This window comes from Fibrobacter sp., from assembly GCF_045601785.1.
Classification (GTDB): domain Bacteria; phylum Fibrobacterota; class Fibrobacteria; order Fibrobacterales; family Fibrobacteraceae; genus Fibrobacter.
In genome coordinates this window covers 17,176-37,263 of sequence record NZ_JAZSAF010000006.1, presented here as the reverse complement: position 1 = coordinate 37,263, position 20,088 = coordinate 17,176, and the positions used below count along the sequence as shown (strand labels likewise).

Annotated in this window: 18 protein-coding genes; 12 read left to right on the top strand and 6 right to left on the bottom strand. The window is 52.0% G+C overall.

The genetic code is table 11. From position 1 onward, the window contains the following. Positions 1–135: 135 nt before the first annotated feature. The 8 genes from ACKI61_RS01475 to ACKI61_RS01440 all read left to right on the top strand — a co-directional run bounded on the left by ACKI61_RS01475 (position 136) and on the right by ACKI61_RS01440 (position 8,412). Positions 136–1,464: a GGDEF domain-containing protein gene (locus tag ACKI61_RS01475; RefSeq protein ID WP_407456043.1), complete on the top strand. Its 1,329-nt coding sequence runs from the start codon at positions 136–138 to the stop codon at positions 1,462–1,464. Between the two features lie 21 nt (positions 1,465–1,485). Continuing rightward, on the top strand, positions 1,486–2,265 hold the full coding sequence (locus ACKI61_RS01470) for a hypothetical protein (protein ID WP_407456042.1): 780 nt from the start codon (positions 1,486–1,488) through the stop codon (positions 2,263–2,265). A gap of 30 nt (positions 2,266–2,295) precedes the next feature. After that, a complete protein-coding gene (locus ACKI61_RS01465) occupies positions 2,296–3,009 on the top strand; it encodes a DUF2334 domain-containing protein (protein WP_407456041.1) in 714 nt (237 codons plus the stop codon). Positions 3,010–3,082: 73 nt separating this feature from the next. Next, a complete protein-coding gene (locus ACKI61_RS01460; protein WP_072828256.1) occupies positions 3,083–3,967 on the top strand; it encodes a phosphoribosylaminoimidazolesuccinocarboxamide synthase in 885 nt (294 codons plus the stop codon). 191 nt (positions 3,968–4,158) lie between these two features. Beyond that, the gene (locus ACKI61_RS01455; RefSeq protein ID WP_407456040.1) at positions 4,159–4,857 is read left to right on the top strand and encodes a peptidase-C39 like family protein; all 699 of its coding nucleotides are present in this window, start codon (positions 4,159–4,161) and stop codon (positions 4,855–4,857) included. Positions 4,858–4,869: 12 nt separating this feature from the next. Next, entirely contained in the window at positions 4,870–6,375 is a 1,506-nt protein-coding gene (locus tag ACKI61_RS01450; protein ID WP_407456039.1) for a RimK family protein, read from the top strand. Between the two features lie 166 nt (positions 6,376–6,541). Beyond that, positions 6,542–7,768: a glutamate-cysteine ligase family protein gene (locus ACKI61_RS01445; RefSeq protein WP_407456038.1), complete on the top strand. Its 1,227-nt coding sequence runs from the start codon at positions 6,542–6,544 to the stop codon at positions 7,766–7,768. Further along, positions 7,768–8,412 carry an N-formylglutamate amidohydrolase gene (locus tag ACKI61_RS01440; protein ID WP_407456037.1) on the top strand — a complete coding sequence of 215 codons (645 nt, stop codon included), beginning with the start codon at positions 7,768–7,770 and terminating at the stop codon, positions 8,410–8,412. Before ACKI61_RS01445 ends, ACKI61_RS01440 begins: the two co-directional genes overlap by 1 nt. 168 nt (positions 8,413–8,580) lie before the next feature. On the opposite strand, the gene ACKI61_RS01435 is transcribed toward ACKI61_RS01440, so the two are convergent. Continuing rightward, the gene (locus tag ACKI61_RS01435; protein ID WP_407456036.1) at positions 8,581–9,564 is read right to left on the bottom strand and encodes a diaminopimelate dehydrogenase; all 984 of its coding nucleotides are present in this window, start codon (positions 9,562–9,564) and stop codon (positions 8,581–8,583) included. Between the two features lie 367 nt (positions 9,565–9,931). Between ACKI61_RS01435 and ACKI61_RS01430 the strand changes: the two genes are divergently transcribed. Beyond that, positions 9,932–10,378, top strand: coding sequence for a hypothetical protein (locus tag ACKI61_RS01430; RefSeq protein WP_407456035.1), 447 nt, complete (start codon positions 9,932–9,934; stop codon positions 10,376–10,378). A gap of 21 nt (positions 10,379–10,399) precedes the next feature. After that, positions 10,400–10,600: a hypothetical protein gene (locus ACKI61_RS01425; protein WP_407456034.1), complete on the top strand. Its 201-nt coding sequence runs from the start codon at positions 10,400–10,402 to the stop codon at positions 10,598–10,600. A 126-nt stretch (positions 10,601–10,726) separates the two neighbouring features. Here the strand turns inward: ACKI61_RS01425 and ACKI61_RS01420 are convergent, their stop codons facing one another. Continuing rightward, complete coding sequence (locus tag ACKI61_RS01420; RefSeq protein WP_407456033.1) at positions 10,727–11,161, bottom strand: dUTP diphosphatase; 435 nt, start codon at positions 11,159–11,161, stop codon at positions 10,727–10,729. Between the two features lie 85 nt (positions 11,162–11,246). Between ACKI61_RS01420 and thiC the strand changes: the two genes are divergently transcribed. Then, complete coding sequence (gene thiC, locus ACKI61_RS01415) at positions 11,247–12,959, top strand: phosphomethylpyrimidine synthase ThiC (RefSeq protein ID WP_407456032.1); 1,713 nt, start codon at positions 11,247–11,249, stop codon at positions 12,957–12,959. A gap of 58 nt (positions 12,960–13,017) precedes the next feature. On the opposite strand, the gene ACKI61_RS01410 is transcribed toward thiC, so the two are convergent. From ACKI61_RS01410 to ACKI61_RS01400, 3 genes are read right to left on the bottom strand one after another with little or no spacing between them, the layout of a single operon-like run. Continuing rightward, positions 13,018–13,884: a hypothetical protein gene (locus ACKI61_RS01410; protein ID WP_407456031.1), complete on the bottom strand. Its 867-nt coding sequence runs from the start codon at positions 13,882–13,884 to the stop codon at positions 13,018–13,020. Positions 13,885–13,917: 33 nt separating this feature from the next. Beyond that, positions 13,918–17,346 (bottom strand): MFS transporter, encoded by a 3,429-nt coding sequence (locus ACKI61_RS01405; RefSeq protein WP_407456030.1) that lies wholly within the window; start codon positions 17,344–17,346, stop codon positions 13,918–13,920. A 48-nt stretch (positions 17,347–17,394) separates the two neighbouring features. Beyond that, positions 17,395–17,913, bottom strand: coding sequence for a hypothetical protein (locus ACKI61_RS01400; protein ID WP_407456029.1), 519 nt, complete (start codon positions 17,911–17,913; stop codon positions 17,395–17,397). A gap of 233 nt (positions 17,914–18,146) precedes the next feature. On the opposite strand from ACKI61_RS01400, the gene grpE reads away from it, so the two are divergent. After that, the gene (gene grpE / locus ACKI61_RS01395) at positions 18,147–18,830 is read left to right on the top strand and encodes a nucleotide exchange factor GrpE (RefSeq protein WP_407456028.1); all 684 of its coding nucleotides are present in this window, start codon (positions 18,147–18,149) and stop codon (positions 18,828–18,830) included. Between the two features lie 130 nt (positions 18,831–18,960). Here grpE and ACKI61_RS01390 read toward each other — a convergent pair whose 3' ends face one another. Then, positions 18,961–20,016 carry a sialate O-acetylesterase gene (locus ACKI61_RS01390; RefSeq protein WP_407456027.1) on the bottom strand — a complete coding sequence of 352 codons (1,056 nt, stop codon included), beginning with the start codon at positions 20,014–20,016 and terminating at the stop codon, positions 18,961–18,963. Positions 20,017–20,088 lie beyond the last annotated feature (72 nt).

The window sequence follows — 20,088 nt, the reverse complement described above, 5'->3', positions numbered from 1 at the left end:
CATAAAATATTCCAAGTTGAAATATACCTGTTCCCTCAAAAAAAGTTATTTTCTTGTATAGAAAGCACTATGGTTGTCAACAAGAGACCGATACACCGAAGCTTATTTATAGGATGCGTCATTTTCATCGCATTCATGTGTCTCCTGTTTTCTGTACAGGCATACTACTCCTACTCAAAGACGCTCTACTCCCGCTACAATGAAAAATTGAGCAGTCTTTTAAACCACATCACAAGGCATATCGACCTAGACGACCTATACCAAAGCGTCATTACGGGAGAAAAGAGCGAAAAATACCCACAGGTACAGGAACTTTTGAACAGCATTGTCGATGAATTTAACCTGTTCTACCTTTACTCCGGCTTTGTCCGCGGCAAGCAGATGGTCAACATCTGTTCGGCAACAAGCGAAGAAGAACGCTCTCGGGGTGAGCAGGACATGGAACTTCTCGAAACAAGCGACGCCTATCCAGAAGAGGAACTGAAGAAATTCTCCACGGCGACATCACTAGACGAAATATCGTTCTTTGAAGAGACCTCCGAATGGGGAGCCGCCTATACCGCCTGCAAGCCCTTGGTAAACTCCACGGGAGTCCACTACGGTGTCTTGTGCGCAGACATTTCTACGGAAGCTCTCCACAAGGCTCTACACAAGTCGATTTTCTACAGCATCCTTTTGACTCTTGGTACAGGAATTCTATTTGCAACAATCCTTATCTTCTGGTTACGCAGAAATGTGACGGGACCAATCGTCGCTCTCGAAAAGAGCGTCCAGAAATTTGCCGAACAGAGCCACAGGAACAAGGACCTAGCAGCCCTGGTCTTTGACTCCCCCGACATCAATACCCATAACGAAGTGGAATCCCTTTCGAACGCCATCACCAAGATGACCGAAGACATGAAGGTGTATGTGCAAGACATCGTGAAAGCGGAACAGACCGCAAAGAGTGCGCAGGAAAAAGCGGACAACATGACGATGCTTGCCTATAAGGACGCGCTCACGCATGTGGGCAGTAAGATTGCATACGACAATGCCGCCAGGGCGCTTGCAAAAGACGTTGCAGACAACAGTATCTCCGAATTTGGCATCGTGATGATTGACCTAAACAACTTGAAGGTCATCAACGACAGCTACGGACACGCAAATGGAAACACCTACATTTCAGGGGCTTGCCACATCATCTGCACCATCTTCAGGCACTCTCCGGTATTCCGCATCGGGGGCGACGAATTCATCGTCATTCTCAAGAACGACGACTATGCGGTGCGACAAAAGCTTGTCGATCAGGCTCGTCAAAAATTCTTCGAGACCGAAAACGACAACTCCAAGGAACCCTGGGAACGGTATTCCGTCGCCATTGGCATCGCCGAATATAAGGCCGGTGACACAATCGAAAACGTATTCACTCGGGCCGACGAAGACATGTACCAGAACAAGCAGAATATGAAAAAAGCCAGAGTTTAGTTGGTAGGACTTTTCATCGCGATGCTTGAACATCTGAATTTCAATTTTTCCTTCTACGACTGGCTGCTAATCATCATGGTCACGGCACTCGGCACATTGAGCGCCTACCTGAAAGACCCACAGCTTAAAGCCGTCACGGCGACAATACCTATCCCCTGCGGTTTTGCCTACCTGGCGGTCGGGCTTCCCATGGGAGCGGCCAATGCAATTTCAGGGTTCATGTGCCTTCTGTATGTGCACATTGTACGCATACTCCACTACAAGGTGAAGATTCCCATCGTTCCAAGCATCATCGCTGGACTCGCCTTCTTTGTGGCACTCGGGACATTCCTGATGCCACGCGTTCCCGACACTGAGCCCGTATTCATCGGGGCCTGCATATTCGACTTCATCGTGGGGGTGGTCCTTTTCCAGACGCAGTCCTACAAATCGGGTGTGCGCTACAAGACGCCTCTGCCCGTCTACATCAAGGCGCCGGCCATCGCAGGGGTTGTCGGCGGGCTCATGTTGATTAAGCGACTGATGGGAGGATTCTGCACCAGTTTTCCGATGATGAACTCCATCGTAAGCTACGAAAGCCGCTACTCGCTCGGCGACCAGTGCCGTCAGCTGCCGCTGTTCCTAATCGCAGGGCCGTTCATGTTTATCGAGATGCACTTTATCGAGACGCGCCTCGGCTGGAATCACTGGATTGTGCTCCTATGCGGATACATCCTCTTTGCGGCCATCTACTGGCCCTTGAACAAGGAACTCAAGCGTCGCAACGAAAATGCGGAAAGACAGTACAGTAGCAGGGCCTGATTTACGGAAAGTTTTTCTATCTTCGTATACATGGCTCGCAAATTCCTACTCTGCTTTCACGATTTCAATGTCTGGAACTACCAAAAAACGGTTCCCGTTCTTGAAGAACTCAAGGATTTGCTAGGGGCTCCATTCAACATTTTGGTCATCCCCGATACCGAGAAAGCACCTACTGATGCGATTGAAGGGTTCAAAAAAGAGCTCTTCAAGCTCAAGGAAGAAGGTTTCGAGCTTGCTCTCCACGGCTACAAGCACAAGGCCGAGTTCAGCCAGGGGCGAAACTACATGGGACTTGTCAGCATGAACCTGACCCATGGCGAAGCCGAATTTGCAGGACTCAGCGAATACGAATCCTCTCGACTTCTGCATGCAGGCCTCTCTGCCTGGGCATCCCTTTTGGGAAAAGATACGAAACCCGCCGCATTTATCCCGCCTACCTGGTACAGCAACAAGTTTTTGCCTAGCCAGGTCCACGCCGAAAAAATGCTCTACGAAGACCGTTACTCCCTCGTAAGCGCCGGGGGAAAGCGATATGTCTCTCCTGTAGCAAGCTTTGCAGGCATTCCGGGCTTTCTGTTGAGGCCCGCCTTCAAGTTCGGGGAAATCATCCTGAAAGTTCCGGTTGGACTCCCCCGTATTGCGCTCCACCCAGTCGACTTTCCGCAACGCCAAACGGAAGTCCACAACCTTATCCGAACTGCACTGGGCAACGGAAGAAAGCCGGTTCTTTACAGCGATTTGTAATGGAACATAAATAACACTAAGGCTACACATAATCTTGCCTGATGAGCCAGATTTTTCTAAATTGCTCATCACTATGAGCTTAAAATTTGATACCCCCATTACCGAAGTTCCGCTGTTCCACCAGGGCAAAGTACGCGACATGTACGACCTGGGCGACAGCTTCCTGATGGTCGCCAGCGACCGTCTTTCCGCTTTTGACGTGGTGCTCCCCACCCCGATTCCTGGTAAGGGCAAAATCCTCAACCAGCTTTCGCTGTTCTGGTTCCAGCACCTCGGCATGAAGAACCACCTCATCACCGCCGACGTGAACGAATACCCGGCCGTTTTGAAGAAGCACGCCGACTACCTCCGCGGCCGTTCCATGATCGTGAAGAAGGCCCACCGCCATTCCGTGGAATGCATCGTGCGCGGCTACATCGTGGGTTCTGGCTGGAAGGACTACCAGAAGACCGGCAAGATCTGCGGTCACGTTCTCCCGGAAGGCCTGCAGCTCTGCCAGAAGCTGGAAAAGCCGCTCTACACGCCGAGCACCAAGCCCGACGTTGGTCACGACGAAAACATCAGCTTTGAACAGACTTTCGATATCGTGGGCGAAAAGGTTGCAACCACACTCCGCGACATGTCTTTGGACATCTACACGAAGGCCCGCGACTACGCCGCAAGCAAGGGCATCATCCTTGCCGACACCAAGTTCGAATTCGGTGAAATCGACGGCGAAACCATCCTCATCGACGAAGTGCTCACGCCGGACTCCAGCCGTTACTGGCCAGCCGACAAGTACCAGGTGGGCAAGAACCAGGAAAGCTTCGACAAGCAGTACGTTCGCGACTGGCTCGAAACTCTCGACTGGGGCAAGACCTATCCGGGTCCGGAAATCCCTGCCGACGTGGTGAAGAACACGCTCGCCAAGTACGAAGAAATCTTCGTGCGCCTCACCGGCAAGCAGCCGGAATTGTAATGAGGCCACTCGGCTCTATCGCAAAATAGAACCTTTCAAGATGCCCGATTCTATCGGGCATTTTTTGTTATATTTAAGGCACGCCATCGACGACCCGGAAAAACCTTCCGATAGCCGCCAGACGAGAACGGAGACGGACACGATAACATCTGTGAACCGCCCCGACCTATAAGGCAAAATTAGGCACAACGATGGACATCAAGATTCTACAGCAGCCCGACGACGTTACCTGCGGGCCGACTAGCCTACAGGCGGTCTACAACCACCTCGGCTACAAAATTTCTCTGAAGCAACTGATTTCTGAAATTGAGTTCTTGGAAGATGGTGGAACCCTCGGCGTTTTCCTCGGAATCGACGCGCTCAAACGTGGATTCAAGGTGACTATTCATTCGTATAACCTGACGCTTTTGGACCCCACCTGGAGCGAGCTTTCCATGCCAGAACTCAAGGCTAAGCTTGAACTTTTGCACAAGGCGAAGCACGCCCCCAAGCTCCGCAAGGCAATCGAAGCCTACATCCGCTTTATCGACTTGGGCGGAACCGTGGCATTTTCTGACCTGCGTGCAGCCATGTTCGAAAAGTACTTCAAGAAGGGCGTACCCGTGCTCTGCGGGCTTTCGGCCACTTACCTGTACCGCAGCATGCGCGAATTCACCGGAGCTGATGACAAGTCCGTCTTCGACGACATTCATGGCGAGCCCATGGGGCACTTCGTCGTAGTTTACGGAATCGACGACAAGAAACAGTTCATGGTCGCCGACCCCGACGGCACCAACCCCCTCCACAAGACACCTTACTACAAGGTGGACAAGTTCCGACTGCTCCACAGCATCTTGCTCGGCGTCATGACGTACGACGGCAACGTGCTTGTTATAGAGAATAAGAAATAACGGCATAGAATCATGAAAAAACTGATTGTGGTGAACAATCCCAAGCACTGGAAATTGCACGTTCCAGGCATCGATATCATTTCGGCACAGGACTACCTGATTTCGAGCAAGTACACTAACGAACGCAACCTGCGCGTATTCAACCTTTGCCGCGATTACAACTACCAGAGCAAAGGCTACTACGTGTCGTTGCTGGCCGAGGCCCGCGGGCACAAGGTAATTCCGGGCGTCAAAAACATGCGGGACTTCAAAGCTCCGGCAGTCATCAAGCACATTTCCGACGAAATTGACAACCTGATCCAAAAGAGCTTCCACAAACTGACGGGTACGGAGTTCGTACTTTCGATTTACTTCGGTCAGAACGTGAGCCCGCAATACCTGGAGCTTTCGCAGGAACTTTATCGTTTGTTCCAGGCACCACTTCTGCGTGCAAAATTCGTATTCAAGCAGAAGTGGTTTATCCAGAGCATCCGCCCCATTTGCGTGGATGAAATTCCCGAATCGCACATGGAATTCGTCGATAAATTTGCGCAGGAATATTTTGAAAAAACACGCTACGCCACCAGTAAAGAAGAAGACTACCTGTACGACTTAGGCATTCTCACGAACCCAGATGAAGTCGAGCCGCCGAGCAATGCGCAGGCGATTCAGAACTTTATCAAGGCTGCCGAAGAAACGGGATTCCGCGTGGAGATGATTACCAAGAAGGACTACCCGCGCGTAGGCGAATTTGACGCCATCTTTATCCGCGAAACCACCAACGTGAACCATTACACTTACAGTTTCGCCCGCCGAGCCCAGTCGCAAGGCATTGCCGTCATTGACGATCCGGACAGCATTCTGCGCTGCTCCAACAAGGTGTATTTGCAAGAACTGATGCAGGCGGCCAAGATTCATTCGCCGAAGACGATTATCGCCCATGCCGAAAACCGCCATACGCTGGCCAAGGAAATTGGCTTCCCGATGGTGATCAAGTCGCCCGATTCGAGCTTTTCGATGGGCGTGAAGAAGGCGACCAACAAGGAAGAACTGGAACAGATTCTCGACGAAATGTTCCAGCACAGCGACCTGCTGATTGCCCAAGAATTCACCCCGACGGAATTCGACTGGCGCGTGGGCGTTCTGGACGGCAAGCCGCTCTACGCCTGCAAGTACCACATGGCCAAGGGCCACTGGCAAATCTACAACTGGGAAAGCAACGACAAGCAAAGCGAAGAATTTTCGGGCAAGTGCGAAAGCATTCCTATCGAGATGGTTCCGCATGGAATCGTAAAAACCGCCCTCAAGATTTGCAGCCTCATCGGCAACGGCCTCTATGGAGTCGATTTGAAGGAATGGCACGGTCACCCGATTGTGATTGAAGTGAACGACAACCCGAGTATCGACGCAGGAATTGAAGATGGCGTGGGCAAGAGCAAGGTTTACCTTGCCGTCATGAGGTCGCTGCGTCACCGCATCGAAGAACGCATGAACGCCGCACAGCATAAACTGCAAATGCACGAGAGAGAATGGTTTTAGAGGTATGAGGTCGGCACTTCGTGCCTTTGAGGTATGGGCACGCACCTGCGGTGCTTTGAGTCTCAATAATCGCGCCATTGGCGCCAAATTAAAAGCACAAAGTGCAACGCACGACCTCAGAGCGAGTTTACGAGCGAGCTCATAGCTCATTACTTAGAGGTTTTTTATGAATTACAAACTTTGGCAACGCTACGGCATCGAGATGGAATACATGATCGTGGATCGTGATTCCTTGAATGTTCTCCCCCGCGCCGATGTTCCGCTTGGAAAAGACAAGAACGGCGAACAGCTCTCTGACGTGGAACACGGGCCCATTGGGCTTTCTAACGAGCTGGTGAGCCATGTGCTGGAATTCAAGTGCGCACAGCCTGTCGATAGCCTGAAGCACTTGGGCAAGACATTCCATCACGAAATTTTGAAGGCGAACGAATCACTCAAAAGCATTAACGCGATGCTCTTGCCCACGGCGGCCCACCCCTTTATGGACCCCGCCGAGATGAAACTTTGGCCTTACGACTGTCTGGACATTTACGAAACTTACGACCGTATCTTTAACTGCAAGGGTCACGGCTGGGCGAACCTGCAATCCACCCATATCAATTTATCTTTTAACGGTGACGAGGAATTCGGAAAACTGCACGCCGCCATTCGCGCGCTGCTACCGCTGATTCCCGCCGTGGCAGCCTCTAGCCCGTTTTTAGACAGCAAATACTGCGGATTCCTAGATGGACGAATCGAAACATATCGCCACAACCAGGAAAAAATCCCGAGCATTACGGGCAAGGTGATTCCCGAAGCGGTCTTTACCTACAAGGATTACGAAGAGCAGATTTTTAACCGCGTAAAAGCCGACATTGCTCCTTACGATCCGGAACATTTGCTGAATCATTTCTTCTTGAACAGCCGCGGAGCCATCGCCCGATTTGACCGCGGAGCCATTGAAATCCGTCTGGTTGACATTCAGGAATGCCCCGATGCCGACATTGCCATTGCCGAATGGGAAGTCGCCGTACTCAAGGGTCTTGCGGAAGGCGCATTTGCCAGCGAAACTCAAATTCGCGCCCTCGATACCGATGCACTCGCCAAGATTCTACTCACAACGACAAAATCCGCCGAAAAGACTGTGATTGCCGACCGCGATTTCTTGAAAATTTGGAAGATTGATGCAAGCGAAGTCACCGCCAGCGAACTCATCCAAAAAATCACGGACTGTGTCAAAGCCAAGATCAGCAGCCACTCGCAGGAACTTCTGCAGATGATGTTCAAGCGCGGAACACTCGCCAGCGCCCTCGTGAAAGCCATCGGTGCAGACCCCGACCGCGACGATTTTGTATATGAATACGGCCGCCTCGCCCACTGCCTCGCGGAAAATAAACTGTACGGAATTGATTGATGAAACAATCCGCGCGCGAAATACTCATCCTCACTTGCGAGCATGCGAGCAATCGCCTGCCCGCTGCGTTCAAGAAGGCCGTTCCTGCCGAGGTTCTAAAGACGCACCTGGCCTACGATATCGGGGCAGTTCAGGTTTTCCGCAAGTTGGTGAAGTTCGCCAAGCCGGAATTTTACTGCGAAGGAAAGTTCTCGCGCTTGTTCGTGGACCTGAATCGCACTATCACCAACAAGAGCGCTTTTAGCGAATACTACGATGCGCTCGACAAAGCTACGGCCGCAAAGGCAAAAGCACAAGCCACCGCCTACTGGAGCGAATACCGCACTGCCATTGAAAAATTCGTGAATGCAAACACCAAGAAAGAAATCATTCACCTCGGCATTCACAGCTTTACGCCTGAATTGAACGGCAAAGTCCGCAACACCGACATCGGAATTCTCTACGACCCCGCACGACCGCAAGAACGCGCCTACGCAAACGTCATCAAGGCCGAAATCAAGCGTCTCTACCCCGCCATGAAAGTCCGCTTCAACTACCCGTACAAAGGCACTTCCGACGGGCTCACCACCACGCTCCGAAAAAAATTCGGCCCGCGCTATGTGGGCATCGAGATTGAGATCAATCAGAAATTTTTTCAGCGGTGAGGTTCGAGCTATGAGGTCGGCGCGAAGCGCCTTTGAGCTCGTTTCACTTTGAGTTTTCCAAACAAAAGAGCTCTAGGATTATTCCTAGAACTCTTTCACTCAAAGTCTGCCAAAGGCAGACGTGCTCACACCTCAAAGGCTCCCTTCGGGGAGCCGTGCTCATACCTACTACAGGCAATGAGCCCTTAATTCTTCATCGCTGAGCGTGCTGAGGTATGCAGGCGGCACGTCGAGAATGGTCTTGCAACCGGTCTGGCCGTTAGCCTTCATGCGGAGTGCTGCGCGGGCGTAAGCCACGAGAACGCTCGTCGTGAATTCCGGGTTGGAATCGAGCTTCAGGCTGTATTCGATCACGTGGGTGTGTTCATTGTTCATGCCGGTCTTGCCGGTACGGATCACGAAACCGCCGTGAGCGAGCCCGCTGTGGTTCTTGTTGAATTCTTCTTCGCTGATGAAGTTCACCGTGGTGTCGTATTCGTCGAAGTAGTTCGGCATCGTCTTGATGGCGTTCTCGATGTAGGCCTTGTCGGCACCTTCTTCGGCCACCACGTAAACGAGACGCGTGTGCTTCTGGCGGGTGGTGAGTTCCGGCATGGAACCGCTACGCACGGCTTCGAGAGCCGCTTCCACCGGGCAGGTGTACTGCTTCGCGTTCTTCACGCCCTTGATGCGGCGGACAGCGTCGCTGTGGCCCTGGCTAACGCCCTTGCCCCAGAACGTGTAGTCCTTGCCTTCCGGAAGGATGGACTGGGCGTACACGCGGTTCAGGCTGAACATGCCCGGGTCCCAACCCACAGAAATCATCGCGATGTTGCCGGCAGACTTGGCGGCAGCGTCGACGGCGGCGAAATGCTGCGGAATCTTGGCGTGCGTGTCGAAGGAATCGATCACGTTGAACATGGCGGCGTACTTCGGGGTGAGCACCGGCAGGTCGGTAGCGGAGCCGCCACAGATGATGAGCAGGTCCACCTTGCCTTTCCAGGCTTCCATTTCAGAGACGTTCAGCACTGGAACGCCCGCCGTCTGGATCTTGACCGTAGAGGGGTCGCGACGCGTGAAAACGGCGACGAGTTCCATATCCGGAGCCTGCTTCACGGCGCATTCCACACCGCGACCCAGGTTTCCGTAACCGAGAATAGCAATCTTTGCCATAACAATATCCTTGTTAAAAATTTTTGCGTAGAAAATATAGGAAAAGTGGTCAGTAAACAGTGGTTAGTGGTTAGGGATGAGAGAGAAATTCATATCAAATTGGTAGGGGGAAGGCTCCCCCTGGCTGCAGCCTCGCCCTTCTGTCATCCTGAGCGGAGAGCCGAGGGCTCGAAGTCGAAGGATCCAGGGCAAGTCTTCCGCCACCCCCTCGAGCGGGCCCTCAAACGCCGGCCCGTAACGCCCCGGCATCTCAAAAAAATCATTCAACTGTTAATTTTTGACAGTTGTTTGAATGTATATTAAGGTTTATAGCAACATTTTTTGCTTCGTCAGCATTTTCCCCTCAAGTCAATAGGAGGATAACAGCATGGATAAAGGAAAAGCAAGGACCGATTTTGAGGTATGGGTTCCAAATGAGGAGGGAATCAAATTATGTCCTCTCATAGAAGCAATCGCAAAGTTTCAAAAAAATGGCCTATACAAGTTGCCCTTTGGTTGGCGTAGGGGACTAATAGTTCCTCTTGTTGGTGATGAACCAGATTTCGATGACAAGATCACTCGAAAAAATTGCAATTGTGCAGGATCTCCATTTGTTCATATTGATATAGCACCTTGTGCACTCGTTGTTCGTCATTGGGAATTATGTGAAATAGACAACAATTCAAGCGATTTTGTTCAAATTAACAAATGGGATTTAATAGAATATGAGGAACCATCTTTCGATGCCATAACAGATTGGATTATCCAAACAAGGCTTCGTCATGCAAAACAAGAAACAGATGAAGATTATCAAGTAACTCAGGTTTTCAAATAGTTATCTGGATCTTTGGACGCCATGAACAAAATTGAAAACGCCTCTAACTGGTCAAAAGAACGCCTCGATGCGGAACTCGAGAAAGGCTACAATGACATGCTGAAAGGTCGCATCACACCCTGGAACGACATATACGCTAAACTCTCTGAAGCCATCTCCGAAATCAAAAACGGATCACAAGGGGCTGATGCGGAAAAATTCATCAAGAGCCTTAATTTTTGACAAAATCTGTTAAAAACCACCTGTATTTTTGACAAAAAGTTATATATTTTTATTGTATTTTTGACGGAATGGTTGGACAATGTCTGCCGATGTCCGAAAGAAATACGAGGTTTAGACGCAATCCTTTTATATTCCCGTGCTGCCAAAGCCGCCGCGGTCGGTGCCGTCAAGCGGACCTTCCTCGAAGGTAAGCGTCGGTTGCTGCTCCATGATGCGGAACTGAGCGATGCGGCTCCCCTTCTCGATGGTCACGTCGCGGGTGGCATAGACAGGCATTTTCCACCAGTCGTTTGCGCCGCAGTAGCTGGAATCCACCACGCCCACGGAATTCGCCTGCAGAATGCCGAAATTCTTGAACGTAGAACTGCGCGGGGCGATATGCGCCTCGTAACCCTCGGGCAACTTCATCGCGACCCCCAGGTGAATCAAGCGGAACTCCCCCGCCTTGAGCGTCACGGTCTCCGCCGCCGCAAGGTCAATCCAGTCGGACTTGCCGCCAATGTAAGTGAGTTTCGGGATGGAATCATCCAAATACTGAATTTTGATCGTCTTCGTGGTCATGGAGCAAATATACATTCAGGCACCGACGCAGATAAATTCAAGCAGCATTTTTTCTATCTTTGAGATGAAAAAAAATGAGGAACACATGGATTCTCTGCTTAAACCTTTTATGAATTCCCGCAAGGTGTATGTGCCGGGAAAAATGTACCCGGACATCCGCGTGGGAATGCGCGAAATTTTGACTGAAGACCCTGAAACGCCTGTCATAACGGTGTACGATACGAGTGGCCCCTACAGCGATGTAGACGCCAAGCTCGACGTGACGAAGGGAATTGAACGTTTTCGCGAGCCCTGGATTATGGAACGTGGCGACGCCGAACAGCTGGACTACATGACGTCTGCTTATGGACGCGCCCGCCGTGCAAACCACGAGCTGGACCACCTGCGCTTTAACGCAGAACACCACCCGCTCCGCGCGAAGCAGGGGCATCACCTGACGCAGCTCGACTACGCCCGCAAGGGAATCGTCACCAAGGAAATGGAATACGTAGCAATACGTGAAAACCAGCGCCTTGACGAGTTGCAAGCTCAGGGCAAAATCAAGATTGAAGGCTCCCCCATTACGCCGGAATTCGTGCGCGACGAAATCGCCGCGGGCCGTGCGATTCTGCCGGGGAACATCAACCACCCGGAATGCGAGCCGATGATTATCGGCAACCGCTTCCTCACGAAAATCAACAGCAACATCGGAAACTCCGCCATCACCTCTTCTATCGAAGAAGAAGTCGAGAAGATGGCCTGGTCGGTGCGCTGGGGTGCCGACACCGTGATGGACCTTTCCACCGGAAAGCACATCCACGAAACGCGCGAATGGATTATCCGCAACAGCCCCGTACCTATCGGCACAGTGCCTATTTACCAGGCGCTCGAAAAGGTGAACGGCAAGGCCGAAGAACTCACGTGGGAACTGTACCGCGACACGCTCATTGAGCAGGCGGAACAGGGCGTGGACTACTTCACGATTCACGCGGGCCTGTTGCTGGAACACATTCCGCTGACCGCCAAGCGCACCACGGGTATCGTGAGCCGCGGCGGTTCCATCCTAGCCCTCTGGCAGATGCGCCACCACCAGCAGAACTTCTTGTACACGCACTTCCGCGAAATCTGCGAGATTCTCGCCACATACGACGTTGCCGTTTCTTTGGGCGATGGTCTGCGTCCGGGAAGCCTCGCCGACGCCAACGACGCGGCCCAGTTCGGAGAACTGGACACGCTTGGCGAGCTCACGAAGATTGCCTGGGAATACGGCGTGCAGGTGATTATCGAAGGCCCGGGCCACGTGCCCATGCACAAGATTCAGGACAACATGGCACGCCAGCTCGAAAAGTGCCACGGCGCCCCGTTCTACACGCTCGGCCCCCTCACCACCGACATTGCCCCCGGTTACGACCACATTACGTCGGCCATCGGCGCGGCACAAATCGGCTGGTACGGCACCGCGATGCTCTGCTACGTGACGCCCAAGGAACACCTCGGGCTCCCCGACCGCGACGATGTGCGCGCGGGTGTGGTCACCTACAAGCTCGCCGCCCATGCGGCCGACCTTGCAAAGGGCCATTTCGCAGCCCAGTTCCGCGACGACGCCCTTTCGCGCGCTCGCTTTGACTTCCGCTGGAACGACCAGTTCGCGCTGTCGCTCGACCCCGAGAAGGCGATGGAATTCCACGACAAGACGCTCCCCGGCAGCCAGGCCAAGGCAAGCCACTTCTGCAGCATGTGCGGGCCGAACTTCTGCAGCATGCGCATTACGCGCGCCGTGCGGAATTTCGTGGCAACCGGCGAAGTCGGCGACGTTTAGTCAACCACGCTAATTCAAAAAATAATGCGGCCAATTAGTTTTGGTCGCATTTTTGATTTTATTTTCCGATGTTCTTGAAATTAGGAACGAGCTTTACGCACGCCGTATCTTTCGGGACATTTCTATAGATTTGAAGCTCTTTTTCAAAAAATCCCTTGGCGGCAGCGCTAACAGTCCACTTGCTACCTGCCGGGCAATTTCCCAACGGAACCCTAGATACTGCGGAAAAACGTGTTCCCGAAAATTTGTAGTCAAACCAATCCGTTGAAACGGAATCCGCCAACTGCAACGCTTTTGCGCCACCAACGTTTTTCTTCTGGGCAAAATAAGATTTTTGCGCCGTAATATATGCGAGAGACTTTTGCTGCAATTCTTCCACCGCACCGTCTATTGAAGCAGCCTTCACCTTTTCATGGCAATTGGAAATGCCAAAAATAAGGACAACTACAGCGAAAACAACCGCAAATGGAATCGCAAGTTTCTTGAGCGGGACTTCGCCCAACTTGGTAAACACCTCCTTCAAAGATGTCTCCGACTGACCATCAGCGACTTCGCCTGTTTCCCACTTGAGAAGCTTAAGTGCCACAAGTACATGTGCCATCTGCTTCGGCAAAGCAAAGCAGATCAAGGCCACCGCAAGAAAAACGATAGCGACCACCAACAGGACCGTCAAGGCCGTTTCTGCCTGCGGAAGAAGCGCCTGCACATCCTTGAGCAGCTTGAGCAGTTGCTTGTCCTGCGCAAAGTTCTGTGCGGCAAACTGCCCCGTAAAGTTGTTGTAGCGGGCAAGCCCAAGCTTGATTCCGTCGGCAGCCATCGTGAGCACTGCGGCAAGCACCCGCTGTAGCAGCAGGAACACCATGCCCATCAGCGCAACGAGCGATGCAACAAGCCGCATCGTACGCACCGGGGTTAGCCCAAACATTTTCACCCCTTTTTCTTCGGATTCCGTTGCCATTTAATTTATGCCCATGAGTTCTTTCGCCAACTTCTTGGCGGTGGTAAAGTCGGCCTTGCCCGTACCGAGCTTGGGCACTTTTTCCACCTTGAATGCAGCAGACGGAAGCATGATCGGCGGGAAGTTGCTTGCGCGAAGTTCCGAAAGCACATCCTTCGGCTCCTTTTCGCCCTGATACAAGAGCACGATCTTTTCACCCTTCGCCGAATCGGGAACTGTCGTAATCAGGTAGTCGCAGCCTTCAAGCACCGGCGTGTCCTGGATCTTCTTTTCGACGGCGCCCAGGCTCACCATTTCACCACCGAGCTTAGCAAAGCGGCTGTAGCGGTCCACAATCGTAAGGAACCCATCTTCGTCGAGGAATCCCTTATCGCCCGTGCGGTAGTAACGAATTCCGTTGATCTTGACAATCACGCTATCCGTGCGTTCCTGATCCTTCAGGTAGCCCTGCATCACCTGACATCCACCGATCAGAATCATGCCCGCCTCCCCTGTCGGAAGCGGAACATTCGTTTCGGGATCCACAATCAGGAACTGCGTACCGGGAAGTGCCGGGCCAACCGTACCGGGTTTGTTGTTTACCTGCATGGTCATGTAGTCGTTATGCAGCGTATTTTCGGTATTTACAGACGCCACCGGGGCCGTTTCGGTGCAGCCGTAGCCTTCAAAGATTTCCTTACCGAACTTCAGACGGAAAGCCGTCGCCAGTTCCGGGCGCAAGGCTTCTGCACCGGCAATGATCATGCGCACATACTTAAACACGAGCGGATGCACATAGCGGCTCACCGTAAAGGCGCGCAAGAAGGTGGGGGTCGCCACCATGCAAGTCACATGGAATTCCGAACAAGCTCTCGCCATCGTCTTTACATCGGTCGGGTCAGCCACGGCCACAATCGGGCAGCCTTCGGTCAAGTTCAGAAGGGTTGTCACCGTAAGGCCGAAGCTGTGGAACAGAGGAAGCTCCGAAAGCATCACATCGCCGCGGCTCACATTAATGATACAGGCGAGCTGCTGGATATTGCCCATCAGGTTCCTATGAGAGAGCAACACTCCCTTGGGAGTTCCTTCGGAACCAGAACTGAACACGATGACAGCGGTATCGTCGATCTTCATGCGTTTGCAGAACAGGAAAATGATCAACCAGGCTGGCATCACGATGCAAGCAAAGAGCAGAGCCGCAATCTTTGCCTTCGGGATTTCCTTCATCAGGTCTTCGGCATATAGGATCTGCACCTTGTCCGATGCCACCTGAGAATAGTCGTTACCTCTCCCCTTCAGCTTCTGGATAAACTGCCTACTCGAAATCACCGTCTTCACGTCGGCCCTTTCGCAGCAAAACTTTACGTTGTCCACAGAAGACGTGTAGTTCAGGTTCACATTCGTCTTGCCCATGACCCAAAGCACCAGGTTCACGATCACTCCGGCAGGGCTCGGCGGGAGCATGATGCCGATATTCTGCTCGTCCTTCCCGAGTTTCTTCTTCAAAAGCCCGCGGAACGCCATTACGGCGCCCATCAGCTTGTAACCCGAAAAGTGTTTGCCGTCGGGGCTGTAAATGGCAGGCCCATGCTTCACATAGCGTTTGCAGGTACGAATCCAGGATGCCGCAATCGGATGCACAAACTTGACCGCATACTTCCATGCATCAATCGAAATTTTACGAATAATGGCACGGACCTCGTTAGGCGGAGTATTCGAAGGAATGGGTTCACCAAAGGCAACCGTCACCGCGCGATCCGAAGACGCACCGAACATGTCGGAGCCGCTATAGCTGAAGTTCGATCCCCACAATCCCTGGATATAGAAGGGAACGACGACTGCATCGGTATCATCAACAGCCGAAGAGTAATCGATATTGAACGGTTCCACATGCGGAGACTTGGACACCTCGCCCGTCGGGAATATGACGACCGCCTTACCCGCCAAGAGCTCTTCATGAATTCGGTCCATCGCCTCTTTCGGGTTATTATTGTCAATGCGAATCATGCCCAAGCGCTTGAGAACCGCACGCAGGTACCACTTTTCAAAGTGGTCCTTGTTGCTTGCAATGCAAAGCGGACGAGGAGACGCCATCTGAATCATCGCCCAGTCGATAAAGCTGTGGTGGTTACCGACCAAGAGCACCGGACCTTCGTTCGGAATGTTCTGCACGCCAAGCACGCGAATGCGGTAGCGGTTGAACACCAGCTTGAGCATGGTACGCAAGAGAGCCTGCGGCAGGTTCGAAATCGTCCAGACGAACACCACCAGAGACACCAGCGCAATTCCTAGGAAATACAGCTGCGGACGGATATGGGTATAATGTACCATCACCGAGAACAGGAACAGGAACGCAATCAGGACAATCGCCTGAATCATGTTGGCAAGCGCAAGCACCGAGCCCGAATTGTTGGGGCGCGTATTGTACTGCAGCAGCGCATTCACCGGCACCAGGAATAACCCACCAAAAATACCGGTCAGGGAATAAAGGATCACCAGTGCAAACGGGTTCACAAGGAACGGCACCAGGAACATGCACACGGACACCCCGATCATGCCCATCGGGATAAAGCCCGTTTCAATAAAGTCGCGGGACTTAGCAGCAGCAATCACAGAACCCACCATAAGACCCACAAAGGCAAACGCCAGGTAGTTCTGGATGGTGTCGATATCATAAGAACCCGACACGTCCTGATACATGAGCACGAACACCTGCGCCAGGGCCCAAAACATCGAAAGGGCGATGATGGATGCACGGAGCGTCGGCACGCGCCAACCCAGACTCAGATGCTTTTTGACATTCTGGATGTTCACGTTCTTGTTTTCGTACTTGACCCGAGGCACCAAGAAGCTAGACACCGTACCTAGCACTCCAACGCCCGCCAAAATCCAAGGAATCACAATCGACTTGGATGTAATCAGGTGCACCGCCGCATAGGACTGGAGCGACTCCAAGTTAATCAGGTTCACGCCGGTCACAGCAAGCCAAGAAGCACAAACGATGCCGCACAATCCAAAAATCTGTAGGAACGCATTCGCATAGCTCAAGTTACGCACGCCGAACATTTCTTTAAGGATGCCATACTTGGCGGCACTGTGGACCGCAAAGCCACAGCTAAGGCCTATAGAGAGCCAGAACGCCACTCGAGGGCAGTTACAGGTGACCAGCACCGCCTGCGCAACCACAAACAGGGTCATCGAGAGTGCCGACCACGCTAGCACCTTGTTCTTGGAGAACCTATTGGTAAAGAATCCCGCAAAAAATACCATCAAGATGTAAGGTGCCAGGAAGAAGATTTGCAGCATGAACGCCTGCCAGGTCTGCCCCGATTCAACATTGGTAAACGACCCTGACAAGATCTTCTGGGCATAAATGAACACGCCCATCTGCACAAAAGTCATTGCGAGAACAGACAGGAAATAGCGCACTGCGCCTTTAATTTTCCACATACAAAACCTTCAATAAAGATTCCTATTTTGGGGGAAAATTTAAAAAATTCAACGCCGCTTTTCTACTTGTTTCATCGCAATCTTTACAATGAAAGGGGTCGCGACGAAAATGAGCACATAGCCAACCACAAAGCATGCGATTTGGGACCCAACGAACATCGGAAGAAACGGGGGCTTCTGACCGGCGGGAATCAGCACAAAATAGGCAAAAACCACCATGACAGCCGTCATGAGCGGCGTATAGATCAGGTTTGCGACCATGCTTTCCACCAGATGGGTGGTCAATTTCCGCGGTTGCAGGTGAAATTTTCGACCCAAAGCGGCGTTCACCTTGCCCATGGGCACCACAAAGCCTATCGCAAAGCTGACGACAAAACTGAGCAAAAAGCTACCGAGCCAACCGATAAGAATCGGGGCAAGCGGCATTTCAGCGGGGCGCTCCGCCGTCGCAGTGCCAAAGACGCTCAGCGAAAAACTCATCAACAAAGCCATCATCAACGAAATTCTAAGGCCAAGAGCCTTCATTTGTGTTGGATTCGGACCGCGATTCGGAATTTCTGTGTTCATAAGCCCTCGTATCATTTTAATTTTTATTTACAAAATACTCAAATTTTGACATATAGGACAATATTTTTATAAAAAACCAAAAAAAAAGTGTTGATGGGATTTCAATTTGAAACAACAATGAGGTCTTTTGTGTTGGCATGATTTTTGCTAAATTTCGGTCGAAAAAAAGTGCCAATGGCACAAAAAATGTAAAACGAGAGCCCGATGGGCAAATTTTAAAGGATTATTTAGACATGGCAGAAGATTTGAATCAGCAGGAACCGACCGCAGAAGAAAAGGCAAAATTCGAAGCAGACGTGCTCAAGGCCGCCGAAGACGCAATGAAGATGGAGGCCGAGGCCAACAAGGCCGACACAGCCCAGGCAGATGCCGCGGAACGTCATTGCGAGGAGCAAGGCGACGAAGCAATCCAAAAAGAAGCATCAACCGAATCTGCTGAACAGCCCGCGGAACCCGCTGCCGAAGACCCGACTGCCGCGCTCAAGGCTGCCCTTGCCGATGCCAACGACCGGAACCTCCGCCTGATGGCCGAATTCGACAACTACCGCCGCCGTACCGCCAAGGAACAGCTGGAACTCATCGAGACGGCAAACGGCAAGCTTTTGGAGAAACTTTCCGAAGTGCAGGACAATTTCGAGCGCGCCTTCGCCAGCGAAAACAAGGCCCAGGATTTGGAAGCCTTCGAAAAAGGCATGCAGATGATTTACAACCAGTTCGCAAAGATTCTCACCGATGCAGGCCTCGAGCAAATCGACCCGACGGGTGCCGAATTCGACCCGAACATGCACGAAGCCCTGATGCAGCAGCCCAGTGAGACCGTGCCCGAAGGCCACGTAGTCACCGTGTTCCAGAAGGGCTACAAGCTCAAAAACAAAATCTTGAAGACCGCGAAAGTCATCGTCTCTTCCGGCAAATAAACCACTCCCCCATACGTGCTAAAAATACAGATCAGCACGCAACTGGCGAAACCATCACCCTCAACGACACCATAACGGTCGTCGTAAAAGTCTTCCTGGAAATCCCCGATGTCGGGGATTTCCTTATTGATTAACGCATGCTGCCGCTCACGCGGTAGCGATATTCGCGTCCGTTTTTCTTGAAACGGATGAACAAAGTCTGTTCCTTTTGGTCGTAATAGAGCTTTGGCTGTTGCGATTCTACGACCTGCAGGCGCGGCAAACCGCGGATTGCAATCGTACTATCCTGATTCGCGGAATTCATTTTAGACGAATCCTCCACGACAGAATCTTGCTTGCTCGTGTCAGGGGCGGGTTCCTGTGATTTAAGAATTTCAAGCATTTTTTCGGCATAGCGTTCGCCAAAAGTCTGGTAGCCTTCGCGAGAGAAATGCAATGTATAGCTAGGCTCCTTGATGGCCGGGCAGCCCTGTGCCGAAATCAGGTGGCCGTTCGGGATAAGGTCTGCCGCCTGTTTTACGGCATCGTTGCGCCATCCGAGGTCACCTGTCGGAGCAAGTTCACCAATCAGAATCGGAGTCTTTTCCGGGTCAAGTTCCAATTCGGCAATCAAGTCGTCGTAGACCTTTTTCACACGTTTCGGCCAATCGTTCATCTGGTAATCCGCTTCGCCCTGATGGAAGAGGAACCCCTTGATAACGCCTTTCTGCTTTGCGATTTTTCCCATTTCGACAATGCGCTTGTAAGCGTCGCCGCCGTATTCGTCCAGGTACTGAATCCACCAGGTGTCACCCTTATTTTTGGCGTTTTGCACGTAGGCTTTATTGCGGTCCTTGTCAAACAGATCAATGCTCTGCCCGCCAATCGCCACATTCGCAACGGCAACCATAATGCTATCCGGGAGTTCCTGAATCATTTTGCGACCGAAGAAATCGACAATGCCGACCTTGGATTGGCTATGCCCCATCGGGGGTGCCGCCGGGTAAAACTCGCCCACCTTCTGGTTCGAATGGTTGCCTGCACGCAACACCAGGAACCGCGGGTTGGTTTGACGATCCGAATCGGTCACGGTCGCCTGCCCCGACATATTCGATTGTCCGTAGGCCAGGTAGATATGCAGATTAGGGTCTTGAGCCAAGGCGGCGACACAAAGCGCCGTCGTTAAAAATAGGGATTTTCCAAACATGCTAACCTCCTTTTTTCCACACCAAACGTATTGAAGATAACAAAAACGAATGAAAAAGTATTTTTTCATTCG